Annotated in this window: 20 protein-coding genes; 17 read left to right on the forward strand and 3 right to left on the reverse strand. The window is 49.2% G+C overall.

The annotated features are described in order from the left end of the window. The first annotated feature begins 15 nt into the window (after nucleotides 1-15). From DWY63_RS01025 to rny, 9 genes are all read left to right on the forward strand, one after another. The gene (locus tag DWY63_RS01025; RefSeq protein ID WP_055218241.1) at nucleotides 16-873 is read left to right on the forward strand and encodes an NAD(+)/NADH kinase; all 858 of its coding nucleotides are present in this window, start codon (nucleotides 16-18) and stop codon (nucleotides 871-873) included. 29 nt (nucleotides 874-902) lie between these two features. Then, complete coding sequence (gene argR / locus DWY63_RS01030; protein WP_055218239.1) at nucleotides 903-1,379, forward strand: arginine repressor; 477 nt, start codon at nucleotides 903-905, stop codon at nucleotides 1,377-1,379. Between the two features lie 64 nt (nucleotides 1,380-1,443). Beyond that, nucleotides 1,444-3,135, forward strand: coding sequence for a DNA repair protein RecN (recN, locus tag DWY63_RS01035; protein ID WP_055218237.1), 1,692 nt, complete (start codon nucleotides 1,444-1,446; stop codon nucleotides 3,133-3,135). A 165-nt stretch (nucleotides 3,136-3,300) separates the two neighbouring features. After that, complete coding sequence (gene spoIVB, locus DWY63_RS01040) at nucleotides 3,301-4,521, forward strand: SpoIVB peptidase (RefSeq protein WP_158568303.1); 1,221 nt, start codon at nucleotides 3,301-3,303, stop codon at nucleotides 4,519-4,521. A gap of 206 nt (nucleotides 4,522-4,727) precedes the next feature. Then, nucleotides 4,728-5,528 (forward strand): sporulation transcription factor Spo0A, encoded by an 801-nt coding sequence (gene spo0A / locus DWY63_RS01045; protein ID WP_022463341.1) that lies wholly within the window; start codon nucleotides 4,728-4,730, stop codon nucleotides 5,526-5,528. A gap of 192 nt (nucleotides 5,529-5,720) precedes the next feature. Continuing rightward, nucleotides 5,721-7,163 (forward strand): glycogen synthase GlgA, encoded by a 1,443-nt coding sequence (gene glgA / locus DWY63_RS01050; RefSeq protein WP_117800845.1) that lies wholly within the window; start codon nucleotides 5,721-5,723, stop codon nucleotides 7,161-7,163. Nucleotides 7,164-7,436: 273 nt separating this feature from the next. Further along, nucleotides 7,437-8,504, forward strand: coding sequence for a recombinase RecA (gene recA, locus DWY63_RS01055; RefSeq protein WP_022463338.1), 1,068 nt, complete (start codon nucleotides 7,437-7,439; stop codon nucleotides 8,502-8,504). Further along, on the forward strand, nucleotides 8,505-9,131 hold the full coding sequence (locus DWY63_RS01060) for a regulatory protein RecX (protein ID WP_117800848.1): 627 nt from the start codon (nucleotides 8,505-8,507) through the stop codon (nucleotides 9,129-9,131). A gap of 148 nt (nucleotides 9,132-9,279) precedes the next feature. Beyond that, on the forward strand, nucleotides 9,280-10,845 hold the full coding sequence (gene rny, locus DWY63_RS01065) for a ribonuclease Y (RefSeq protein ID WP_117800851.1): 1,566 nt from the start codon (nucleotides 9,280-9,282) through the stop codon (nucleotides 10,843-10,845). A gap of 112 nt (nucleotides 10,846-10,957) precedes the next feature. Here the strand turns inward: rny and DWY63_RS01070 are convergent, their stop codons facing one another. Beyond that, nucleotides 10,958-11,788 carry an AraC family transcriptional regulator gene (locus DWY63_RS01070; RefSeq protein WP_055267029.1) on the reverse strand — a complete coding sequence of 277 codons (831 nt, stop codon included), beginning with the start codon at nucleotides 11,786-11,788 and terminating at the stop codon, nucleotides 10,958-10,960. 187 nt (nucleotides 11,789-11,975) lie between these two features. Here DWY63_RS01070 and DWY63_RS01075 point away from each other — a divergent pair, with 187 nt between their 5' ends. The 3 genes from DWY63_RS01075 to xerD all read left to right on the forward strand — a co-directional run bounded on the left by DWY63_RS01075 (nucleotide 11,976) and on the right by xerD (nucleotide 16,341). Then, complete coding sequence (locus DWY63_RS01075; protein ID WP_117800854.1) at nucleotides 11,976-14,558, forward strand: glycoside hydrolase family 3 protein; 2,583 nt, start codon at nucleotides 11,976-11,978, stop codon at nucleotides 14,556-14,558. 214 nt (nucleotides 14,559-14,772) lie between these two features. Continuing rightward, nucleotides 14,773-15,348: a stage II sporulation protein M gene (locus DWY63_RS01080; RefSeq protein ID WP_022463333.1), complete on the forward strand. Its 576-nt coding sequence runs from the start codon at nucleotides 14,773-14,775 to the stop codon at nucleotides 15,346-15,348. Nucleotides 15,349-15,459: 111 nt separating this feature from the next. Then, on the forward strand, nucleotides 15,460-16,341 hold the full coding sequence (gene xerD, locus DWY63_RS01085; protein ID WP_117800857.1) for a site-specific tyrosine recombinase XerD: 882 nt from the start codon (nucleotides 15,460-15,462) through the stop codon (nucleotides 16,339-16,341). A gap of 98 nt (nucleotides 16,342-16,439) precedes the next feature. Here xerD and DWY63_RS01090 read toward each other — a convergent pair whose 3' ends face one another. After that, nucleotides 16,440-17,474 (reverse strand): 3-deoxy-7-phosphoheptulonate synthase, encoded by a 1,035-nt coding sequence (locus DWY63_RS01090; RefSeq protein WP_022463331.1) that lies wholly within the window; start codon nucleotides 17,472-17,474, stop codon nucleotides 16,440-16,442. Nucleotides 17,475-17,641: 167 nt separating this feature from the next. Then, a complete protein-coding gene (locus DWY63_RS01095) occupies nucleotides 17,642-19,003 on the reverse strand; it encodes a polysaccharide biosynthesis protein (RefSeq protein ID WP_117800860.1) in 1,362 nt (453 codons plus the stop codon). Between the two features lie 158 nt (nucleotides 19,004-19,161). Between DWY63_RS01095 and DWY63_RS01100 the strand changes: the two genes are divergently transcribed. The 5 genes from DWY63_RS01100 to DWY63_RS01120 all read left to right on the forward strand — a co-directional run bounded on the left by DWY63_RS01100 (nucleotide 19,162) and on the right by DWY63_RS01120 (nucleotide 23,244). Continuing rightward, on the forward strand, nucleotides 19,162-19,617 hold the full coding sequence (locus DWY63_RS01100) for an RrF2 family transcriptional regulator (RefSeq protein WP_022463329.1): 456 nt from the start codon (nucleotides 19,162-19,164) through the stop codon (nucleotides 19,615-19,617). A gap of 6 nt (nucleotides 19,618-19,623) precedes the next feature. Further along, nucleotides 19,624-20,805 (forward strand): cysteine desulfurase NifS, encoded by a 1,182-nt coding sequence (nifS, locus tag DWY63_RS01105; protein ID WP_022463328.1) that lies wholly within the window; start codon nucleotides 19,624-19,626, stop codon nucleotides 20,803-20,805. A gap of 107 nt (nucleotides 20,806-20,912) precedes the next feature. Further along, nucleotides 20,913-21,350 (forward strand): Fe-S cluster assembly scaffold protein NifU, encoded by a 438-nt coding sequence (gene nifU, locus DWY63_RS01110; RefSeq protein WP_022463327.1) that lies wholly within the window; start codon nucleotides 20,913-20,915, stop codon nucleotides 21,348-21,350. Between the two features lie 2 nt (nucleotides 21,351-21,352). Further along, entirely contained in the window at nucleotides 21,353-22,447 is a 1,095-nt protein-coding gene (gene mnmA, locus DWY63_RS01115) for a tRNA 2-thiouridine(34) synthase MnmA (protein WP_055218213.1), read from the forward strand. Beyond that, a complete protein-coding gene (locus DWY63_RS01120; RefSeq protein WP_117800863.1) occupies nucleotides 22,444-23,244 on the forward strand; it encodes a histidinol-phosphatase HisJ family protein in 801 nt (266 codons plus the stop codon). Before mnmA ends, DWY63_RS01120 begins: the two co-directional genes overlap by 4 nt. The last annotated feature ends 194 nt before the right edge of the window (nucleotides 23,245-23,438 follow it).

Raw genomic sequence — 23,438 nt, forward strand, 5'->3', positions numbered from 1 at the left:
GTTAAGGAGCATGATATGGAGCGATTTTACCTGATCACAAACAGAGCAAAAGACCCGGACCTTACCGTGACAGACCAGATCAGGCAATATCTGGAGGAGCGCGGAAAAACGTGTCTTCTCTGCGATAACAGCGAAAAAGGGGAAAAATACCATTATACGGATCCGGCGAAGGTTCCGTCAGATATCGACGGCATTCTGGTGCTCGGTGGTGACGGCACGCTTCTGCAGGCAGCAGGCGACGTGGTGGATTTACAGATTCCACTGCTCGGCATCAATCTGGGAACGCTCGGCTATCTTGCGGAAATCGACCGTGACACGCTTTATCTGGCGCTGGATCATTTGATGGCGGATGAGTATACGATTGAGCACCGCATGATGCTCTGCGGATCGATTTACCGAGACGGAAAGCTGATTGCGGAGGACGCGGCACTCAACGACATTACGATCACCCGTGAGGGAAACCTGCGTGTCGTCCGGTTCGACAATTACGTCAACGGGGAGTTTTTAAATTCCTACAGCGCCGATGGCATCATCATCGCAACGCCGACCGGTTCGACCGGCTACAGCCTCTCCGCGGGCGGCCCGATCATCTCACCGTCAGCCAGCCTGATGCTGATGACACCGCTTGCCCCGCACACCCTGAATACGAGAAGCATTGTCTTTCCGGCAGAGGATGTGATCGAGGTGGAGCTCGGGCCTTCGAGAGACGGCGGCATTGAACAGGGCATGGCATATTTTGACGGCGACACCCGCGTTCCGATGAAAACCGGCGACCGGATCGTGATCAAAAAGGCCAGACGGGATACTCTGATTGTGAAAATCAGCAACATCAGTTTTCTGGAGACATTAAGAAAGAAAATGGCAAACATTTAAGATATAGTTACTGGGGAAGGATGCTTGAAATGAAAATCGCGAGACATGCACAGATTATCAAATTAATTAACCAATATGATATTGAAACACAGGAGGAGCTGGCAAAGAAGCTGGAGGAGAGCGGCTTTGCCGTAACGCAGGCGACGATTTCGAGGGATATCCGCCAGCTGAAGCTCACAAAAGTACCAAAAGAGAACGGCGGAAGCCGCTATGCGGTTCTGCAGAACGCACCGTCCGAGGTTGGGAGCCGCTATGCGCGCGTGTTAAAAGACGCGTTTATTTCTGTTGATCTTGCCAAAAATATTCTGGTCATCAAAACCGTGTCTGGAATGGCGATGGCGGCGGCAGCGGCTTTCGATGAGATGAACTGGAATGAAATTGTCGGCTGCATCGGCGGAGACGATACGATTCTCTGCGTGGCAAGAGACGATGATGCGGCGCTTGTGGCAGCAGAACGACTGAAAAAAATGGTGGACGGCATGGAGGAGACGGGCGAAGAGTTCTAAAGAACGCACGTCTCTGCAAAAAGAGACAAAAAGATGACAGCAGGTGTGACACCGGAGGAAAAGAATGCTCACAAACTTACACGTAAAAAATCTGGCCCTGATCGACGAAGCGGAAGTGGAGTTCGGTCCGGGCCTGAATATACTGACCGGAGAAACCGGAGCCGGAAAATCCATCCTGATCGGTTCGATCAACGCGGCGCTTGGAAAGAAGATATCCCGCGAGATGATCCGGACGGGAGAGACAAGCGCGCTGGTGGAACTGGTCTTTGAAACCGAAAATCCGCATGTGCTGGAGCTGTTAAAAGAGATGGATCTCGAGGCGGAGGAGGGACAGGTGATTATTTCCAGAAAGATCACCGGATCCCGCAGCGTCTGCCGCATCAATGGCGAGGCATGCAATATCTCGCAGGTAAAAGCTCTTGCGTCCCTGCTGCTCGACATCCACGGCCAGCATGAGCACCAGTCGCTGCTCTATCCGGACCGGCAGATCGCGATTCTTGACGCGTTTGCGGGAACCGAGGCGGCCACGGCAAAAGGAGAGGTCCGGGCGCTGTACCAGGAGTGGAAGAATGTCCGAAAGGAGCTCTCGGCGTACGAACTCGACGAGGAGGCAAGAAAGCGGGAGGCAGCATTTCTTACGTTTGAAATCAACGAGATTGATCAGGCAGAGCTAAAAGAGGGCGAGGACGAAGCGTTGGAAACTGCGTACCGGAAAATGGGCCATGCGAAAAAGATCGCGGAATCTCTGCAGACGGTATATGCGATCACCGGCTACGGTGCAGAGAACAGCGCCGGGGAGCAGGTCGGCCGCGCAATCCGGGAGCTGCAGCAGGCCGCGGTGTACGACGATGCACTTTCCGGTCCGTCGCAGACCCTTTCCGATATTGACGGACTGCTGAATGATTTCAACCGCGAAATTTCCGCATATCTTTCCGAACTGACCTTTTCTGAAGAAGAGTATTACGAGACGGAAAAGCGGCTCGATGAGATCAACCGCCTGAAAGCAAAGTATGGAAAGACGATGGAAGAGATCACCGCATACCGCGAAGAACAGCAGAAAAAACTGGAAAAACTGGAAAATTTTGAGAGCTGCCGTGCCGCACTGCAGGAGCAGTTACAGAAAACGGAGCAGAAACTGGATGCGGCCGCACATAATCTGTCCAAAATCCGCAGAAACTATGCAAAACGGCTCGAAACACAGATTATCGAAGGTCTGCGCGACCTGAATTTCCTGCATGTCGCATTTGAAATTTCATTTGAAAAGACAAAAAGCTACACCGAAAACGGAACCGATGCTGTGGAGTTCTTAATCTCCACAAACCCGGGCGAAGCGATCCGTCCGCTGGCGAAAGTTGTTTCCGGCGGTGAACTGTCGCGAATCATGCTTGCAATCAAGACGATTCTTGCCGACCGCGACGAGACAGAAACCCTGATTTTCGATGAAATCGACACCGGAATCAGCGGAAGGACGGCGCAGAAGGTTTCCGAAAAAATGGCACAGATCGGGCAGCGCCATCAGGTCATCTGCATCACCCATCTGCCGCAGATCGCGGCGATGGCAGATTCTCATTTTGAAATCGAAAAAAACGTCGAAGAAAACGAGACCGTCACATCGATCCATCCATTATCCGAGGAAGATTCTGTCAGAGAACTGGCAAGAATGCTCGGCGGCGCGAAAATTACGGATTCTGTTCTGGCAAATGCCAGCGAGATGAAGGAATTGGCACAGGTACAAAAATCTGCAAGACTCAAATAAAGAGAAGTCCGCATACTAAGAGGGAAATCACGAAACAAAGCGTGGTTTCCCTCTTTTTCGCGGGCGGCGAGTCAAAGTCCGTGCCTGCACGAGAACTTGACGACCGCCGCGAAAACAAAAGAAATGCCGCAGTTCTGCCCTGCGGCGGAAAGGATGGGAATGCAAATGACGAGAAAACAAAAATACCGAAGAGTCCTGCTTGCGCTGGCGGCGCTGTTTCTGATCCTCGCTGTTCTTCTTGGCTACGATGCCATGCGCGAATCCCTGCCGGATACGATGTATGTGGATGAGAACAGCGAAAGCCCGTTTCAGCCGCTCACGAAACATCCGCTTCTGACGATTTCGGAAGATACGAAGGAAGCAGAAAAAACCGAATTCGGAGAAACGGGAGAAACGGTTGTAGAATGTTCCGCCGCCGGGATCCCGCTGAAAAAGATCCGTGTGATCCAGGAAGAACGGCCGAAAGTTGCCGTCTGCGGAGCGCCGGTCGGTATCTATATGGAGACCGACGGTGTGATGGTGATCCGTACAGCCGAAATCCGTTCGTCCGACGGAACCGTCAGCCGTCCGTCAGAAAATATTCTTCGGGAAGGCGACTATATCACAAAAGTAAACGGACAGAGCATCCGCAGCAAGCAGGATCTGATTGATGCAGTAAAAGTATCAAACGGTTCCCCGGTGTATCTTTCCCTGCTTCGGGACGGGGAAACGATCGAAGTGCAGGTGACACCGCAGAAAAGCCAGGACGGCACCTGCCGCCTCGGGGCCTGGGTCCGCGACAATATGCAGGGAATCGGAACACTGACTTTCGTGGAACCGGACGGAACCTTTGCAGCGCTCGGCCATGGAATCAGTGATATCGATACCGGAAAAATGCTCCAATTGAACGGCGGAGAACTGTATCTGACACAGATTCTGTCTGTGATCCCGGGAAAAGCGGGTGTACCGGGTGAACTGCAGGGCGTGATCCATTACGAAGAAAAGAACCGTATCGGGTCAGTGGCGGAGAATACCATCTACGGTATCCACGGCGTTCTGGACAGGGAAAAAAGCAGTGCACTGCCGCTTACCGTGACGGAAATTGCCTATCGGCAGGAGATCGAGACGGGCCCGGCCACCGTGCGGATGTGCGTGGACAATACGGTAGAAGAGTATGAGGCGGAGATTACAGAAATCGATCTTGGAAGCGAGAATACGAACAAAAATTTTGTGCTCGAAATTACCGATCAACGGCTGCTACAGAAAACCGGCGGCATCGTACAGGGAAATTCCGGCTCGCCGGTGCTCCAGAACGGAAGGCTGATCGGCGCCATTACCCATGTTTTCGTAAACCATCCAGAAAAAGGCTACGGTGTCTTTGCGGAAAACATGCTTGAACGGAACTGAAAAAATATGCGTTAATTTGGTTGAAATTGTTACAAACTTCCGAATTTTTACGGAAAATGTCGATCGAATTTTCAAAAAATTACGGGAAATATATTGAAAATGCGAAAAAATAAAATTATAATGTCTGTGTGATTGGAAAAAGTTCAGAAGAAAACGGATGCAGTGAAATTCCGGAAAGACTATGAGTTTTTGCAAAGGAGAGCTTTATGGAAAAGATCAACATTGCCATCGCGGATGATAACGAACGCATGCAGGAAATGCTTGGGAACGTCATAAAACAGGATGACACGCTTGAACTGATCGGGCAGACCGGAAACGGAAATGATATCTACAGTATCATCCGCGACAAAGAACCGGACGTCGTACTGCTTGACATTTTCATGCCGAAGATGGATGGTCTGACTGTAATGGAGAAAGTCAATGAGGATAAAAATCTGAAAAAAAGACCTGCCTTTATCGTTGTCTCCGCCGTAGGAGAGGAGAGGATCACCGAAGATGCGTTCCGGCTCGGCGCTTACTATTACGTCTTAAAACCGTTCGACAACGAAACTCTTCTGAACCGGATCAAAGCAACAAAAGGAATGACATCAGTAAGAAGATACCATCCAAGAAATTTTACAAACCCCGGAAAAGAGCCGATCTGTCCGCCGGAAAACAGTCTGGAAATCGATGTGACAAATATGATCCACGAGATCGGCGTTCCTGCCCATATCAAAGGATACCAGTACCTGCGCGATGCGATTCTGCTTTCCGTAGAGGACACGGAAATGCTCAATTCCATTACCAAGATTCTCTATCCGACCATCGCGAAACGCCACCAGACAACGTCAAGTCGTGTCGAGCGTGCCATCCGCCATGCGATTGAAGTGGCCTGGAGCCGCGGCAAAATGGATACAATCGACGAGCTGTTCGGCTATACCGTGAACAACCGCAAGGGTAAACCGACAAATTCTGAATTTATTGCATTAATTGCAGATAAAATACGTCTTGAACTGAAAAATCAGTAAAAAGTAACAAAAAAATCCGAACAAACGGAGAAATTACAGAAGTTTAGACTTTTTTTTCTGGACAAAGTACGGTATAATACAGACAGGACGTTGATTATCCTTTCGCGTTTCATAGGATCGTGACAAAAAGGAAGGAATTACAGAAAAACAAAGATGCGATAATCAGCATGAAATTACAGGAGGATTCTTTTCATGAAAAATATTTTGTTCGTGGCTTCAGAGTGTGTACCGTTCATCAAAACAGGCGGTCTGGCGGATGTAGTAGGTTCTCTGCCGAAATACTTCCCGAAAGAGTATTTTGATGTGCGCGTGGTGATTCCAAAATACGCAGGAATCAAAGAACAGTTTAAAAATCAGATGCAGTATGTGACAAACTTCTACATGGATCTGAACTGGAGACAGCAGTATGTCGGCATTTTCGAGATGGAATATGAAGGCATCAAATTCTACTTTATCGACAACGAGGAGCATTTCGGAGGAAGCACTCCATATGCGGGCATGCCGTGGGATCTGGAAAAATTTGCTTACTTCAGTAAAGCAGCGCTTTCCATTTTACCGACCATCGGCTTCCGCCCGGACCTCATCCACTGCCACGACTGGCAGACCGGTCTCGTTCCGGTTTACCTGCACGAGCGTTTCCAGGCAGATGAATTCTATCGGGGAATCAAAACCGTCATGACGATCCACAACCTGAAATTCCAGGGCATCTGGGACCGCAAGACGATTCAGAGCATTACCGGCCTTTCCGACTACTACTTCACACCGGATAAGCTGGAGTTCAAACACGATGCCAGCTACTTGAAGGGCGGTCTGGTTTACGCAGATGCGATCACCACCGTCAGCAATACATACGCGCAGGAGATTCAGACCCCGTTCTATGGCGAAGGACTCGACGGTCTGATGTGTGCAAGAGCAAACGATCTGCGCGGTATTGTAAACGGACTCGACTACAATGAGTGGAACCCGGAGACAGACGCTCAGATTGCAAAGAATTTCAATGTAAAGAACTTCCGTAAAGAGAAAGTGAAAAATAAACTGGCACTGCAGGAGGAGTTAGGACTCGAGGTCAATCCGAAGACGATGATGATCGGTATCGTATCCCGTCTGACCGATCAGAAGGGCTTCGACCTCATCAGCTATATGATGGATGAGATGTGCCAGGATGCCGTACAGTTTGTGATCCTTGGAACCGGCGAGGAGCGCTACGAGAACATGTTCCGCCACTTCGCATGGAAATACGACAAGAAGGTTTCGGCAAACATCTACTATTCCGATGCAATGTCACACAAGATCTATGCATCCTGCGATGCCTTCTTGATGCCGTCCCTGTTTGAGCCATGCGGACTCTCCCAGCTCATGAGCCTCCGCTACGGAACCCTTCCGATCGTCCGCGAGACCGGCGGCCTCAAAGACACCGTAGAGCCGTACAATGAGTACGAGGGAACAGGAACTGGATTCAGCTTCACAAACTACAATGCGCATGAGATGATGGGTACCGTGCGGTACGCAGAGCGCATCTATTACGACAAAAAACGCGAGTGGAACAAGATGATCGACCGCGCAATGGCACAGGATTTCTCCTGGGCGAATTCCGCAAAACAGTACGAGGAAATGTACAACTGGCTGATCGGATAAGCTGGTCTGCATTCTGAAAAATAAGAAAAAAATCCCGAAATGGCAGAAGAGGAAAGAAAAGCCGTTTCGGGATTTTTTTGCAGTATTTTTGGGTTGCGGCAGGAGAGTGGAATATGCTACACTTGTGCATAAGGATATATTCGAAGCAGCTCCGGTGCAGAGGATTTGGGGGCTGAAAAAAGACACAAGAAAAACAGTTGACAACAAAGCAGATTTGTAATAGTATGTATACAGAAGCGAACGGACGTTCGCATGGTAAGGAGAATATTCAGTATGGGAAATAATAACGAAGATAAACTGCGTGCACTCGATGCCGCACTTGGACAGATTGAAAAACAGTACGGAAAAGGAGCTGTCATGAAGCTCGGAGATTCCGCAGCAAACATGAACGTGGAAACCATCCCGACCGGCTCTTTAAGCCTGGATATCGCACTCGGTCTTGGCGGTGTGCCGAAGGGAAGAATTATCGAGGTATATGGACCGGAGTCTTCCGGTAAAACAACCGTAGCGCTCCACATGGTAGCCGAAGTACAGAAACGCGGCGGAATTGCCGGCTTCATCGATGCAGAGCATGCGCTCGATCCGGCCTATGCCAAAAACATCGGTGTTGATATTGAAAACCTCTACATCTCACAGCCGGACAACGGCGAGCAGGCACTTGAGATCACCGAGACGATGGTTCGTTCCGGTGCGGTAGACATCATCATCGTGGACTCTGTTGCAGCCCTCGTTCCAAAAGCCGAGATCGACGGCGACATGGGAGATTCCCACGTCGGACTGCAGGCGCGTCTGATGTCTCAGGCACTCCGGAAACTGACTGCAGCGATCAGCAAATCCAATTGTATTGTTATCTTTATCAACCAGCTGCGTGAAAAAGTCGGTGTCATGTTCGGAAATCCGGAGACCACAACCGGCGGCCGTGCACTGAAATTCTATTCTTCCATCCGTCTCGATGTCAGAAGAATCGAAGCCTTAAAGCAGGGCGGAGAGATGGTTGGAAACCGTACCAGAATCAAAGTCGTGAAAAACAAAGTAGCTCCGCCGTTCCGCGAGGCAGAATTTGATATCATGTTCGGAAAAGGAATCTCCAAAGAAGGAGACGTTCTGGATCTGGCAGCTTCCGTCGGCATCGTACAGAAGAGCGGCGCATGGTTCGCATACGGCGGCGACAAGATCGGCCAGGGACGCGAAAATGCGAAAGCATACCTGCGCGAGCATCCGGAAATCATGGATGAGATCGAGCACAAAGTGCGCGTGGCTTACGGCCTGATCAAGGAAGAAGCACCGGAAGGCACAGAAGAAACAGCAGCAGTTCCGGAAACCGAAGGAGACGACGAATAAATGTTTGTGACAGAGATTCGTCCTCTGAATAAAAAGAAATCACGGATCCTCTTCGATGACGGAGAGGATCTGGTTCTTTATAACGGGGAAATCCGCGCTTCCCGCATCAAAGAGCAGGAGGAGCTTCCCGATGAGGTTTATGAAAAGCTGGCAGGGGAAGTGCTGACTAAAAGGGCCAAACACCGCGCGATGTATCTGCTGCTCAGACAGATGCGGACGAAAAAAGAGCTGGAAGATAAGTTACGAAAAGACGGCTATCCCGAGAGAGCCATTGAAGAGGCTGTCTCGTACGTGGAGAGCTTTCACTATATCGACGACCGCGCATACGTGGAGCAGTATCTTGCGGGCAGCGGTGCGAAAAAAGGGAAAAAGGCAGTCCTCTATGCGCTGGCACAGAAAGGCGTGGACCGGGAACTGGTGGAATCCGTCCTGGAAGAGCAGGAGGATGCCCGCGATGAGTATGAACTTGCAAAAAGTGCCGCCTTCGCAAAGCTCGGCACGCCGCACCGGCTGGATGAAAAAGAGTACCGCCGTGCCGCCGGTTTTCTGATGCGGAAGGGATTCGGCAGTTCCGAAATCCGTCGGGCATTGGAAGAATACCAAGATTCCGCTGACGAAGAATTCTGAATATTCCCGGCGATTCCGCCACATGCCGCGAAATTATGTGCAATAAATTACATGAATATTTTTAAAACATTGACAAATTTGTGAAAACAGTATAAAATTGTAGTGTTGTAAATGTGCAATGAAAACTAAATAAGGAGGTGCTCCGGTAATGAGTACAGGTATTACAATTCTGCTGGTATTCATTGCTGTAGTAGTCACGCTGCTTATTGCGGTTCCTGTTACCAGGAAAATTGCTGTGGACAATAAAATCAAGCAGGATGCTGAGAAAATTGGCACAGCGGAAGAAAAGGCGAGAAACATCATAGATGAAGCACTGAAAACTGCCGAAACTAAGAAACGGGAAGCCCTGCTGGAGGCGAAGGAGGAGTCTCTTCGTACGAAGAATGAAGTAGAAAAAGAGACCCGAGAGCGCAGAGCGGAACTGCAGAAATATGAGAAGCGCGTTTTATCGAAAGAAGAATCTGTAGATAAAAAAGCGGACGTATTGGAGCGTCGTGAAAACGAAATTGCAGCAAAAGAGGCAAGCGTCAGAAAGAAAGAAAAGGAAGTAGACGGTCTACACGAAAAAGGAGTACAGGAACTGGAAAGAATTTCCGGTTTTACCTCCGAGGAAGCAAAAGAGTATCTGTTAAAATCTGTGGAAGACGAAGTAAAAATCGACACAGCAAAGCTCTACAAAGAGCTGGAGAGCAGAGCAAAAGAGGAAGCAGGCCGTAAGGCAAAAGAGTATGTGGTAACAGCTATTCAGAAATGTGCTGTCGATCACGTATCCGAGAGTACCATCTCCGTGGTACAGCTTCCGAGCGATGAAATGAAAGGCCGCATCATCGGCCGTGAAGGACGAAATATCCGTACACTCGAAACCATGACAGGCGTTGACCTGATCATCGACGATACACCGGAAGCAGTCGTTCTTTCCTCATTCGATCCGATCCGCCGTGAGGTGGCAAGAATTGCTCTGGAAAAACTGATCGTAGACGGAAGAATCCATCCGGCCCGCATCGAAGAGATGGTAGAAAAGGCCCGCAAAGAAGTAGAACAGAATATTCGCGAGGAAGGCGAGGCAGCCGCACTGGAAGTCGGTGTACACGGACTTCATCCGGAGCTGATCCGTCTCCTTGGAAGAATGAAATTCCGTTCCAGCTACGGACAGAATGCATTAAAGCATTCGATCGAGGTAGCACAGCTTTCCGGTCTCCTCGCAGGAGAGGTAGGATGCGATGTCCGCATGGCAAAACGTGCCGGACTGCTTCATGATATCGGTAAATCCATCGACCATGAGGTAGAAGGATCTCACATTCAGATCGGTGCAGATCTCTGCAAAAAGTACAAAGAATCTCAGATTGTGATCAACACAGTAGAATCACATCACGGGGATGTAGAGCCCCAGTCTCTGATTGCATGTATCGTTCAGGCAGCGGATGCAATTTCCGCAGCAAGACCGGGTGCAAGAAGAGAAACACTCGAAACATATACCAACAGATTAAAACAGTTGGAAGACATCACGAATTCGTTCAAGGGTGTCGAAAAATCTTTTGCTATTCAGGCTGGTAGAGAAGTCCGCATCATGGTTGTTCCTGAGCAGGTATCCGATTCTGAAATGGTACTGCTCGCAAGGGATATCTCGAAACAGATCGAAGCTGAACTGGAATACCCGGGACAGATCAAGGTCAATGTTATCCGCGAGAGCCGTGTAACGGATTACGCGAAATAAAAGACTTTCTACGAAACAATTTAATAACGAAATCAAAAAGAGGCTGTGGACATGAGCAATCATGTTCCACAGCCTTTTCAGTGTGTATAAGAACAGTAAGTTTCAAAAGAATTTATACGTGCCGTATCCGGTTCGAGCGCATTTTCTGAGGTGTAGAGCCATACAGCTTTTTGAAGGTCCGCATAAAAATTTTGTAATTCGACAGCCCGTTTTTCTCCATCAGTACCGTGATCGTTTCGTCGGAATTCTGTAAATCTTCGTACAGGTGCATCGTGCGCACATCGTTCAGATATTCGAGAAAGGTTTGTCCGGTATACTTTTTAAAGAGCCGGCAGAAATACTCCTTCGAGAGCGCCAGGGAATCCGCGGCTGTTTCGAGGCTTAACGGTTCCGGGTAATGCACTTTCACCCAGTTCATAACGTGTGTCACGCGCTGCAGATCGCGCTGTGAACCCGTGAGGGATGCCGAAGGGATCTGGTGGGAATACGACCGGCAGAGATGGTACAGAAATTCGTACAGTCGTGAGGTAAAGAGAAGCTGGTATGAATCGGAAGGATTCTGCCGGATCTCGTTCATCTCCGAGAGCAGTGCGCGGAGCGGAGCCGGCTGTTCCGAGCAGGGAATGATCGTGTCGAAACGCATCGTATCAAAGTCCGGCAGATATTGGCGCATCTGGCTTGCGGAAATCTGCAGCAGAAGATATGTACAGGTGTTGGAGCGCGTCATATGGAGGTCGCCGGAGTTGATGATAATCAGATCGCCCTCGTTTAACCGATACTCCGTTGCCTGGACAATCGCGGAAAACTGTCCCCTGATCAGATAGAGAATTTCCACATATTCGTGCCAGTGCGCCGGAAAAACAAAAGCGGGCGCATCCTGCAGCTCAAAACGGACGTGCAGCAGATCGGTTTCGTGTATTGTTTCGTAAAAGCAGGATTCCATAAGTACCTCCAGGATGTGATAGAAATATACGTCAATTATAATCAAAAAAGATAAGAATATTGTACCAGAAATTGGGCGAAATATCAATATCAACCAGAGAAAGGACAAGAAAGGAACTAGAAGTTACACGAAAAAGGGAAGATAATGGAGACATTAGCACGAAACAAAGTTTGGGAGGAACAAAGACATGAAAGCAAAGGTAAGAACCTTTAACGGAACTACATCTCCGGAAGTAACCCAGCGTGAAACAGATCACCGCAAACTTGCCCGCGAGGCAGCAGCAGAGGGATTCGTTCTTCTGGAAAACAAAGATCATTTCCTGCCGCTGGCAAAGGGCAGCAAGGTAGGTCTTTACGGAGCAGGTGCGATCCGCACCATCAAAGGAGGCACCGGTTCCGGCGATGTCAATGAGCGTGACAGCGTTAATATTTTCCAGGGCATGAAAAATGCAGGCTACGACGTAACAAGCAGTGAATGGCTGGAGGATTACGATAAACTCTACGTACAGGCAAGACTGGACTGGAAAAATGAGATTTTCACAAAATTGAACGGAGACGACACAAAATTCTTTGATGCTTACTCTGCAACCCCGTTCTTTATGCCATCCGGAAACCCAATCGATGAAGAGAAAGCAGCAGCCGACGGTGCAGACACCGCATTCTTCGTTCTGGCACGTATCGCAGGAGAGAACAAAGACCGTTTTGATACGGAGGGTGACTACTTCATCTCCAAAGAAGAGAAAGCTATTCTGGCACAGGTTTCCAGATGCTATAAAAACGTTGTTCTTGTTATCAACACCGGCGGCCTGATGGATCTGGCATTCGTAGAAGAATTTGACAATATCCGCTCTATTTTACAGTACGTACAGGCAGGCCAGGAAGGCGGAAATGCATTTGCTGATGTTGTAAGCGGCGATGTAACCCCATCCGGAAAAATGACAGATACCTGGGCAAAAGATTACTATGATTATCCGGGTGCAGAGGTTTACAGCTACAAGAGCGGCGACCTCATGAAAGAAAAATACGAAGAGGGTATCTTCGTTGGATACCGTTACTTCGATACCTTTGAAGTACCAGTCCGTTACTCCTTCGGTTACGGTATGTCCTACACCGATTTCGAGATCAGAACCGATGACATCAAAGTAAGCGGCCGCGGTATGATGAATCCGAAAGTAAGCGTGACTGTTACCGTTACCAACACCGGCGATACTTATGCAGGAAAAGAAGTTGTACAGATCTATGCTTCCTGCCCGCAGGGCAGACTGGTGAAAGAGTTCCGCCGCCTGGCAGGCTTTGGAAAAACAAAACTGCTGGCTCCGAAGGAATCCCAGACCATGACCATCACCTTCCCGCTGTATCAGCTGACTTCTTATGAGGAGGAAAGCGCATCCTGGATTCTGGAGCCGGGCATGTATGGTATCTGGATTGGAAATGATCTGAATACATCTGTTCTCTCCGGCGCGCTGGAGCTGGACGAGAAAGCAGTCATGACAGCGTGTGAAAATATCTGCCCGCTGAAAGAGAAATTGAATGAGATTGTTCCTGATGCAGAAAAAGTTCAGGCAAGAGAGGCTGCATGGCAGAAGGAAGTAAAAGAAAAGAGAATGAGCGTGATCGAGCTCAAAGCATCTGAGATCCCAACTGAGAAAGTAGATTACCAGCCGGTACCGGAAGAGCTTCCTGGAAAAGCAGGAAAGATTGTGGAATCCCTTTCTGTGGATCAGCTGGCACTCCTTGCAACCGGTGATCCGGGAAGAGCACAGGGCAACGCGCTTGGCTCCGCAGGAATTTCTGTTCCGGGAGCAGCAGCGGAGACATCCCCGTGTGCTTCGGAGGAGCCGTGGAATGTAACCACGATTGCTCTGGTCGACGGACCTGCAGGTCTTCGTCTGAAGAGAGAATATCAGGTAGACAACGGAGAGATCGTAGCGAGCGATTTCCTGGCTGCCCTGGAAGGCGGTTTCTTCAGTAAGCCGCAGGAAAAACGCGGAACAACCTATTATCAGTTCTGTACCGCAATTCCGGTCGGAACACTTCTGGCACAGAGCTGGGATGTAGAACTGATCAAGAGAGTCGGCGAGATGATCGGCCATGAGATGGAGCTGTTCAACGTAACACTGTGGCTGGCACCTGGCATGAACATCCACAGAAATCCGCTCTGCGGAAGAAACTTTGAATATTATTCCGAGGATCCGCTGCTTGCCGGTATGATGGCGGCTGCTATGACGCTCGGTGTACAGAAGGTACCGGGCTGCGGAACCACGATCAAACACTTCGCATGCAACAATCAGGAGGATAACCGTATGGGCTCCGATTCCATCCTGTCCGAGCGTGCCCTGCGTGAGATCTATCTGAAAGGCTTTGAAATCGCAGTCAAAGATGCACAGCCGATGTCCATTATGACATCTTACAACCTGATCAATGGTGTACACGCTGCAAACTGCTACGATACCTGCACGAAAGCAGCGAGAGATGAGTGGGGATTTGCAGGAGCTATCATGACCGACTGGACAACCACCAACGTACAGATCCAGGGCGAGTGTACGGCAGCGGGCTGCATGAGAGCCGGAAATGACATGGTAATGCCGGGTCTGCCGGAGGATCACGAGAACATCAAAAAAGAACTTGCAGATGGAACTCTGACGATGGCAGAATTGAAACGCTGCATCTATAACACGGTAAATATCGTACTGCAGTCCAATATGTACGAGGGCGCAGTCAGCTACCTTGATCAGTTCGATGATCTGGATACCTATCTTGTCGTGAAATAAAAGAAGTGAAAAATATCTTATGGGGATATACAAAAAGCAGGGTTTGAAATGAACGGACATTTCGGTGCGTGAGACATTGGGGGACCCTGAAAAGAGGAAAGAAGTGCCATTCGCAGATGGGGGTCTGCGGAGCAGGCACTTCTTTTACGTATATTGTCTATGAACCGTGAATACATTGACAGTAAGGCAGAAAATAAGGAGGCGCAAAAAGCAAATGAGAGAACGGGATGAGAATGCATATATTCGTTTTTTTGCCCTCTGGTTTGCGGCCGGTATGACCCTCGGTGTACTGCTGCTGCTTGCGGCATCCCACACGGGAATGAAGGAGGGAAATAGCGTCCGCCTATTTCAGGCGGAGGCGTTTTTTGGAAGAAAAATTTCCGCAAAGGCCTGCTTTTCCTATCTTCTAAAGGTACGGTTAGCACCGGCATTTGCGGGACTTCTCTTTGGATTGACGGCAATCGGTGCGTATTTTGCCACTGCTGCCGTTTGGGCATATGGTTTTCTGTGTGGCGTCTTTCTCTCGGCTGCCTATCTGCAGAACGGAATGGCAGGTCTTTTATTCTTTTTTCTGGCTCTTTTTCCGCAGATTTTCCTCTACCTTGCCGCGTTATTTCTGATGGCTGCTGCGTGCAGCCGGATGGCAGAGACGAATCACCTTGCCGGCGGCATACAGAAAAAGGAATATTTTTGCTTTGGCGTGCGCTACTTCTTTGCACTGATCCTGCTTCTGTGGGGTATTCTGCTTGAGAGTTATGTCAATCCGTGGTTTCTTGCGAAAATCCTGTAAAAACGGTCGGAAAAGGGAATTGCATTTTTGAAAAAACGTGTATATAATTAAAAGCATTGTTACCCTTTATCGGGCAGTGAGAGGGAGAAAAAAGCAAAAAGGAAAAAAGCTATGCAGGAAACGATACAGTCATTTACGGACTATCTACAGACGGAAAAGAAAGCATCAAAAAATACAGAAGTCTCCTATCAGCGCGATCTTCGAAAGCTGGCAGTTTTTTTGAAGGAGCACGGAATAGAAAAACCGGAGCAGATGAATGCAACGGTTTTAAATTCTTATTTATTATATCTGGAGCGGGAACACTTCTCCCCGGCAACGATCTCGCGCAGCATTGCGGCGATTCATATGTTTTGCCAATATGCGTGTCAGGAGGGAAAAATGGTATCTGACCCGTCGAAAGCACTGCAGCCACCGAGGGTTGAGCGGAAAATGCCGGAGATCCTTTCCATCGCAGAGGTCGATCTGCTGCTTCGCCAGCCCAAAACCGACACGCCAAAGGGTATCCGCGATAAAGCAATGCTGGAAATGCTGTATGCGACCGGTATCCGTGTCAGTGAGTTGATCCATTTGAAAACACAGGATGTCAATCTTATGATGGGCTACATCACCTGCCGCGATGAAAAGGAGCGGATCGTTCCGTTCGGCGGACCGGCGAAAAAGGCGTTGGAGCAGTATCTTGGGAGTGCGCGCGCAGCCCTGATGCATGGACGGGATGATGATGTATTGTTTGTCAACTGCTCCGGAGGTTCGATGAGTCGTCAGGGATTCTGGAAAATTCTGAAATCCTATGCGAAATCCGCAGGCATTACTGCGGATATTACGCCGCATACCCTGCGTCATTCGTTTGCAACCCATCTGCTGCAAAACGGTGCGGACTTAAAGAGTGTCCAGGAGATGATGGGACACGCCGATATTTCGACGACGCAGATGTATCTCCACCTTGGTGTGAATAAAATCAGGGATGTGTACCGGAAGGCACATCCGAGAAAGTAAAGGTGGAACAGAAAAGTAAAACGATAGAAAAACCTCCGCCGCAGACTGGTGAAAAACTGCAGCGAAGGTTTTTGATGTTTTTAGGGTGTTGAGAAAATTTAGCACTCCTCAGCGATATCATAAATCAGGCGTTCGGTCTGATCCCAGCCAAGGCACGGGTCAGTGATGGATTTACCATAGACATGATTTCCGCATCCGATTTTCTGATTGCCAGGCTCCAGATAGCTTTCGATCATAACACCTTTTACGAGACTTTCGATATCCTTGTTGCATCGTCTTGTGTGCAGAACGTCTTTGACGATACGGATCTGCTGCTCGTATTTCTTTCCGGAGTTGGAATGGTTGGCATCGATGATGGTAGCCGGGTTTACGAGATGTGTTTCGTTGTATTTCTCCAGCAGAAGCTGAATGTCCTCGTAGTGATAGTTCGGCACGGAGTTGCCGTGCTTGTTGGTCGCACCGCGGAGAATGGTGTGCGCCAGCGGATTTCCGCTTGTCTTTACCTCCCAGGTACGGTAAATAAAGGAGTGGGAGCCCTGTGCGGCGATGACGGAGTTAATCATAACGGAAAGGTCACCGCTGGTCGGGTTTTTCATGCCGGCCGGAATGTCGATGCCGGAAACGGTCAGGCGGTGCTCCTGATTTTCTACGGAACGTGCGCCGACAGCAACGTAGGAGAGAATATCGGACAGATAGCTCCAGTTGGACGGATACAGCATTTCGTCTGCAGAAGTCAGATCAGTCTCTTCTACTACACGCATATGCATTTTACGCATGGCGATCAGGCCGTGCAGCAGGTCCGGCTTTCCTTCCGGGTCCGGCTGATGAACGATACCTTTGTAGCCTTCACCTGTGGTACGCGGTTTGTTGGTATAGACACGCGGGATGATGATCAGTTTGTCGGATACTTTGTCGGCAACCTTTGCCAGACGGTGATTGTACTCCAGAACAGCGTCTTCGTTGTCTGCGGAGCAAGGTCCTACGATAACAAGAAATTTATCGGAATCCCCGGTAAAGACTTTTGCGATTTCAGCGTCACGCTGTTTTTTGATTTCGGTTGCGCGGGCGCTTAAGGGATATTGTTCCCGGATCTCTGTTGGGGTGGGAAGTTTTCTTACAAATTCAAGGCTCATTTTCGTTCTCCTTTATCTTAGATGCACTTCTTTTCTAGCTGCGGACAGAGGAGCGTTCTTGTGTGCCCCGTCGCAAACTATCTATAAATTATAATACATAACGCGAAGATTGTCGATATTTTTTCGGCGAAAATTCTGTTTCTCTTAAAAAAGATAGAAAAAAGGTATCAATGAACAGCAAATCCGTTTGCAGATTCCCGATGCAGGAACAAAAGTGCCATTGTCATAATGGTAAGTTCACTTGCAAGAATACCATAGAGATAGCCACGGATGCCGAAAACCGGGACGAGAAAAAGAATTGCAAGAATACGAATTACATCTCCGGCAAGGTTCTGGAAAAAAACGAGAGAAGTTTTTCCAAGGCCGTTTAAAATGCTTCCAAGTGTCGTTTCCAGATAGAGAAAAGGACTTAAAAATGAAAGGATACGCAGAAAAACGCCGACTTCTTCGTTTTGAAAAAGGAAACGTCCAAGCCACGGACCGAAAAAGAAAAAGGCAAAAACAGCGGAAGTGCCAAGCAGCACACAGAAAGAAATTGTATAACGGATCGTGTCTGATATTTGCTCCGGCGTACCGTCGGCCTGCTGTTTTGCTACGCCGGGCAGAAGCATGACGGACACTGCGTGGGTGATGGCAGATGGAAAAAAGATCATCGGAAGTGCCATACCGGTGAGAATGCCATACTGCGAGAGCGCTGCTTTCCGGGAAAGACCGGAGGTGACCAGACAGCCGGGGAGCAGAGCACTTTCAATGCTGTGGAGGACATTCAGAAGAATACGGTTCAGCGTAAGCGGAAGATTCAAAACAGCAAGCTCTCGGAAGGTATCGTACCAGAGGGTCTTTTCTTTGAAAAAAACAGAAATCGGGCGGTGTTTCTGAGGGGACCTGCTGTGCGAGACGGACAGGCAGGCCATCAGAAAGAGACACGAAAAGAGTTCGCCGGCGGCAGTACCGAATGCAGCAACAGCGGCAGAGGGGAGGCTTGTGGAAAGACAGAAAAGCCAGGCAAGGTAGGAAGCGCCCATGCGCACGAACTGTTCCAAAAGCTGGCAAAAAGAAGGCAGTGCCGTCTGATTCTGGCCAAGATACCATGCCGAGAGACAGTTGTGGATCCCGGAGGGGAGAATGCCGAGTGATAAAATCCGGAGGATCAGAATCGTCCGCGGCTCAAAAAGAAGCCGTGTTCCGATAAAATCCGCGCTGAAAAAGAGAAAGATGGAGGCGGAGAAGGAAAGTATCACTACAATGCCGCATCCGGCCGCCAGACAGATCTTTGCCCGTCTGGAATCCTTTTTGGCAAGGTACGATGCGACAAAGCGCGAGAGCACCGTCTGCATGCCGCCTGCGCCAAGGGAGAGCATCAGTGCGTAGAGTGGTGTGGCGAGCTGGTAGATACCAAAGGCTTCCGCACCGATCCGGCGCGACAGGAATATTCTATAGAGAAATCCAAGAATTCTGCAGATGATCCCGGACGCGGTCAGGATCAGTGTGCCAAGAAGAAGCGTGTTCTTTCTTGTGATTTTCAGCATGGGATAGACTCCTTTCACGGCATTGCGCAGATAGTCTAAAATATGCGAAAAAACTCCTTGACAGAACCCCGTGATAGGTGCTATTCTGAGTGAGAAATAAATCCGATTAAAACTGTCGGAATTGGAAAACGACAGCACAGAAAAAAGGAGAACCAGGAATGAAATTATCGACCAAAGGAAGATATGGTCTGCGTGCCATGATCGATCTGGCGAGTCACGAAGAAGAGGGTGCAGTGTCCATTGCCAGCATTTCAGAACGCCAGAATATCTCAGAGAGCTATCTGGAGCAGCTGGTGCGTCCGCTTCGAAAAGCCGGATTCATTGAGAGTGTGCGGGGAGCAGGCGGTGGATATGTACTTGCAAAACCGGCAGATTCCATTTCGGTAGGAGATGTTCTCCGTGTGCTGGAGGGCGGACTCGAGGCAGTCACGTGCTCGGTCAATGAAGGCCTGGGCGGCTGCGATGCGGCCGATTTCTGCGTCACGCGTTTTGTGTGGCAGAGGATCAATGAGGGAATTACGAACGCTGTGGATTCCATCAGCCTCGGAGAGCTGGTTCAGCAGAGCCGGCAATTAGAGAAAAACAGAAACAGCGATAGAAATGACAAGGAGTGAACAACAATGATTTATCTGGACAATGCGGCAACAACAAAAACAGCCCCGGAAGTTGTCGAGGCTATGCTTCCTTATTTCAGCGAATACTACGGAAATCCATCCAGTATTTATGCAATTGCAGGAAAAAGCAAAGAAGCCATCACCAAAGGAAGAGAGCAGATCGCAAACGTGCTCGGCGCAAAACCGGAGGAAATTTATTTCACAGCCGGCGGCAGCGAGTCCGATAACTGGGCGTTAAAAGCTACCTTTGAAGCATATAAAAATAAAGGAAACCACATCATCACCACAAAAATCGAGCATCATGCGATTCTTCATACCTGTGAGTATCTGGAAAAAGAGCGCGGTGCGAAAATCACCTATATCGGCGTCGATGAGAACGGCGTTGTCAATCTGGATGAACTCGAAGCAGCCATCACACCTGAGACCATTCTGATTTCCGTTATGGCGGCAAACAACGAAATCGGAACGATTCAGCCGATCAAGGAAATCGGAAGAATTGCAAAAGAACACAATATTTTATTCCACACAGATGCCGTACAGGCATTTGGCCAGATCCCGATCAATGTGGATGAGTGCAATATTGATATGCTCAGTTCCAGCGGTCATAAGATTAACGGACCGAAAGGAATCGGCTTCCTTTACATCCGAAAGGGTGTGAAAATCCGCTCCTTCGTACACGGCGGTGCACAGGAAAGAAAACGCCGTGCCGGAACAGAAAATGTACCGGGCATCGTAGGATATGGAGTTGCGGCAGAGCGTGCGGCAAGAACTATGGCGGAGCGTACCGCAAAAGAAATCGAAGTACGTGATTATCTGATCAACCGTATTTTAACCGAGATTCCGAACTGCCGTCTGAACGGCGATCCGGTAAAACGTCTGCCGAACAACTGCAACATCAGCTTTGAATTCATCGAGGGAGAGTCCCTTCTGATCATGCTGGATATGAAAGGTATCTGCGCATCCAGCGGTTCTGCATGTACTTCCGGATCCCTGGATCCGTCCCATGTACTGCTGGCCATCGGACTGCCGCACGAGAAAGCACACGGTTCCTTACGTCTGACTTTAAGTGAGGAGATCACAAAAGAGGACGTTGATTTTGTTGTAGAGCAGATTAAAGCGATCGTAGACCGTCTGCGCAGCATGTCCCCGCTGTATGAGGATTACATCAAAAAACAGCAGGGTAAATAAGTTTAAAAAAATAAGACAGTCCATCCAGAAAGCCGGTACAGAAAAATTCAGGTAAAAGCTGTGCCGGAGGAGGACTGCTTTGAAATAGTTCAGGAGGAAGAATAACAATGTACAGTGAAAAAGTAATGGATCATTTCCAGCATCCGAGAAATGTAGGAGAAATTGAGAACGCAAGCGGTGTAGGTACCGTTGGAAATGCAAAATGCGGCGATATCATGAGAATGTATCTTGACATCGACGATAACGGCATCATTCAGGACTGCAAATTCAAAACCTTCGGCTGCGGCGCCGCAGTTGCAACCAGCAGTATGGCAACCGAGCTGGTAAAAGGAAAAACCATCCAGGAAGCTCTGGAAGTAACCAACAAAGCTGTTATGGAAGCACTCGACGGACTTCCGCCGGTCAAAGTTCACTGTTCTCTGCTTGCAGAAGAAGCAATTCACGCTGCACTCTGGGATTACGCAGAGAAACACCACATCAAGATCGAAGGTCTTGCAAAACCGAAGTCTGATATCAGCGAGGGCGAGGAAGAGGAAGAATACTAAGTATGGGAAAAAAGAAAGTAGTCGTTGGAATGTCCGGCGGCGTAGATTCCTCGGTGGCAGCGTATCTCCTGAAAAAAGCAGGATACGATGTCATCGGGGTGACCATGCAGATCTGGCAGGATGAGGCCGAGACAGTCCAGGAGGAAAACGGGGGCTGTTGCGGCCTCTCTGCTGTTGATGATGCAAGGCGCGTGGCACAGGTGCTGGACATTCCGTATTATGTCATGAACTTCAAAAAAGAGTTCCGTGAGAACGTCATGGACTATTTCACGAACGAATATCTCTGCGGCAGAACACCGAACCCGTGTATCGCCTGCAACCGCTATGTGAAATGGGAAGCGTTGCTTCAGCGCAGTCTTTCCATTGGAGCGGACTACATTGCGACCGGACATTATGCAAGAATCGAACAGCTTGCCAATGGACGGTATGCGATTGCAAATTCGGTAACAGCGGCAAAAGACCAGACGTATGCACTGTATAATCTGACCCAGGAGCAGCTTTCGCATACGCTGATGCCGGTCGGAGACTACACAAAAGATCAGATTCGTGAGATTGCAGCAAAAATCGGTCTTCCGGTAGCAAAAAAGAAGGATTCCCAGGAAATCTGCTTCGTGCCGGATCAGGATTACGCTTCCTTTATCCAGAACGAGACAGGAATCGTGGCACCGAAAGGCAATTTCGTGAATACAAAGGGTGAAATCCTCGGTACCCATGAGGGGATTACCCATTACACCGTAGGACAGCGCCGCGGACTCGGCCTTCCGATGGGACACCGCGTGTTCGTACTGGAAATCCGTCCGGAGACGAACGAGGTTGTGGTCGGCGAAAATGAAGAGGTTTTCGCAAAAGTAGTAAAAGCAAACAAAGTAAACTATATGGCAATTCCGCCGCTGGAACTTGGAGAAGAGCTCTCCTGCACCGCAAAAATCCGGTACGGGCACAAAGGCTCCCCGTGCGTGATCAAACGGACCGGGGAAGATGAGATTACCTGTACCTTCCCGGACGGCGTGCGTGCTCCGACACCGGGACAGGCTGTTGTCTTCTACGTGGACGGCTGTGTCGGCGGAGGCGGAACGATTACGGAGGCCGAAAGATGAAAATAGCGGACTGTCATATGCACAGTTTCTTTTCAAGTGACAGCGAAGCACCAACAGAAGAGATGGTAAAACGGGCAGTCGAGCTGGGACTTCCGGCAATCTGCCTGACGGATCACTACGATATGGATTACAGTACCGGCGAGTTCCAGCTCGATACACCGGCATATGCGGCAAAAATCCGGGAACTGCAGGAAAAATACCACGACAGAATTGATATCCGATTCGGCGTGGAACTGGGACTGCAGCTCCACTTAAAAGAACGGATGGAAGAGTATGTAAATGCGTGGCCGTTCGACTACGTGATCGGCTCCATGCATGTCATTGACGGAAAAGACCCCTATTATGAGGATGCTTTCCCGGACTGGACAGCAGAAGAGCTGTACCGGGCGTATTTTCGGGCTACAGCAGAAAATATCCGGTTCTTCCACAATTTCCAGACGCTTGGTCATCTGGATTATGTGGTACGCTACTGCAGAGAAAAGGGAAAAGATTACAGCTACCGCGCATTTACGGACGAGATCGATACCATTTTAAAAGAGCTGATTCAGTACGATATCGCGCTGGAAATCAACACCGGCGGCTACAAGGCAGGCCTTGGCGTGCCGAATCCGACGCCGGATGTCATCAGAAGATACCGGGAACTGGGCGGCGAAAAGATCACCTTCGGTGCCGATGCCCACAAACCGGAACATATAGCGTTTCATTTCGCGGACGCGGCAGCTATCGCGCAGGAAGCCGGATTCCGGTACTACGTGCGGTTTAAAGAGAAAAAGCCGGAATATCTGCCGATCCAATAGAAAACACGCAGGAAAAGCCGGAAAAAGCCCCAGAAAGGCTGGATTCCGGCTCTTTCTGCAATAGACGGATCTTTCGAAATTTTGCAGAAATACGGATTGGCATCCGGCTTCTTCACAAATTTTAGAAATAATTTCGTATTTTCTTGAAAATAGAACTTGAATTTTCCGACGAAATTAGGTATTATACAGATAAG

Source organism: Blautia sp. AF26-2, assembly GCF_003460955.1.
Classification (GTDB): domain Bacteria; phylum Bacillota; class Clostridia; order Lachnospirales; family Lachnospiraceae; genus Fusicatenibacter; species Fusicatenibacter saccharivorans.

Coding starts and splice junctions, on each gene's coding strand:
- DWY63_RS01120 (WP_117800863.1), top strand. CDS start 22,444: ATGAAAATAGCGGACTGTCATATGCACAGTTTCTTTTCAAGTGACAGC.
- argR (WP_055218239.1), top strand. CDS start 903: ATGAAAATCGCGAGACATGCACAGATTATCAAATTAATTAACCAATAT.
- nifS (WP_022463328.1), top strand. CDS start 19,624: ATGATTTATCTGGACAATGCGGCAACAACAAAAACAGCCCCGGAAGTT.
- spo0A (WP_022463341.1), top strand. CDS start 4,728: ATGGAAAAGATCAACATTGCCATCGCGGATGATAACGAACGCATGCAG.
- xerD (WP_117800857.1), top strand. CDS start 15,460: ATGCAGGAAACGATACAGTCATTTACGGACTATCTACAGACGGAAAAG.
- DWY63_RS01075 (WP_117800854.1), top strand. CDS start 11,976: ATGAAAGCAAAGGTAAGAACCTTTAACGGAACTACATCTCCGGAAGTA.
- spoIVB (WP_158568303.1), top strand. CDS start 3,301: ATGACGAGAAAACAAAAATACCGAAGAGTCCTGCTTGCGCTGGCGGCG.
- DWY63_RS01025 (WP_055218241.1), top strand. CDS start 16: ATGGAGCGATTTTACCTGATCACAAACAGAGCAAAAGACCCGGACCTT.
- DWY63_RS01090 (WP_022463331.1), bottom strand. CDS start 17,474: ATGAGCCTTGAATTTGTAAGAAAACTTCCCACCCCAACAGAGATCCGG.
- DWY63_RS01070 (WP_055267029.1), bottom strand. CDS start 11,788: ATGGAATCCTGCTTTTACGAAACAATACACGAAACCGATCTGCTGCAC.
- DWY63_RS01080 (WP_022463333.1), top strand. CDS start 14,773: ATGAGAGAACGGGATGAGAATGCATATATTCGTTTTTTTGCCCTCTGG.
- DWY63_RS01060 (WP_117800848.1), top strand. CDS start 8,505: ATGTTTGTGACAGAGATTCGTCCTCTGAATAAAAAGAAATCACGGATC.
- DWY63_RS01095 (WP_117800860.1), bottom strand. CDS start 19,003: ATGCTGAAAATCACAAGAAAGAACACGCTTCTTCTTGGCACACTGATC.
- DWY63_RS01100 (WP_022463329.1), top strand. CDS start 19,162: ATGAAATTATCGACCAAAGGAAGATATGGTCTGCGTGCCATGATCGAT.
- glgA (WP_117800845.1), top strand. CDS start 5,721: ATGAAAAATATTTTGTTCGTGGCTTCAGAGTGTGTACCGTTCATCAAA.
- recA (WP_022463338.1), top strand. CDS start 7,437: ATGGGAAATAATAACGAAGATAAACTGCGTGCACTCGATGCCGCACTT.
- mnmA (WP_055218213.1), top strand. CDS start 21,353: ATGGGAAAAAAGAAAGTAGTCGTTGGAATGTCCGGCGGCGTAGATTCC.
- nifU (WP_022463327.1), top strand. CDS start 20,913: ATGTACAGTGAAAAAGTAATGGATCATTTCCAGCATCCGAGAAATGTA.
- recN (WP_055218237.1), top strand. CDS start 1,444: ATGCTCACAAACTTACACGTAAAAAATCTGGCCCTGATCGACGAAGCG.
- rny (WP_117800851.1), top strand. CDS start 9,280: ATGAGTACAGGTATTACAATTCTGCTGGTATTCATTGCTGTAGTAGTC.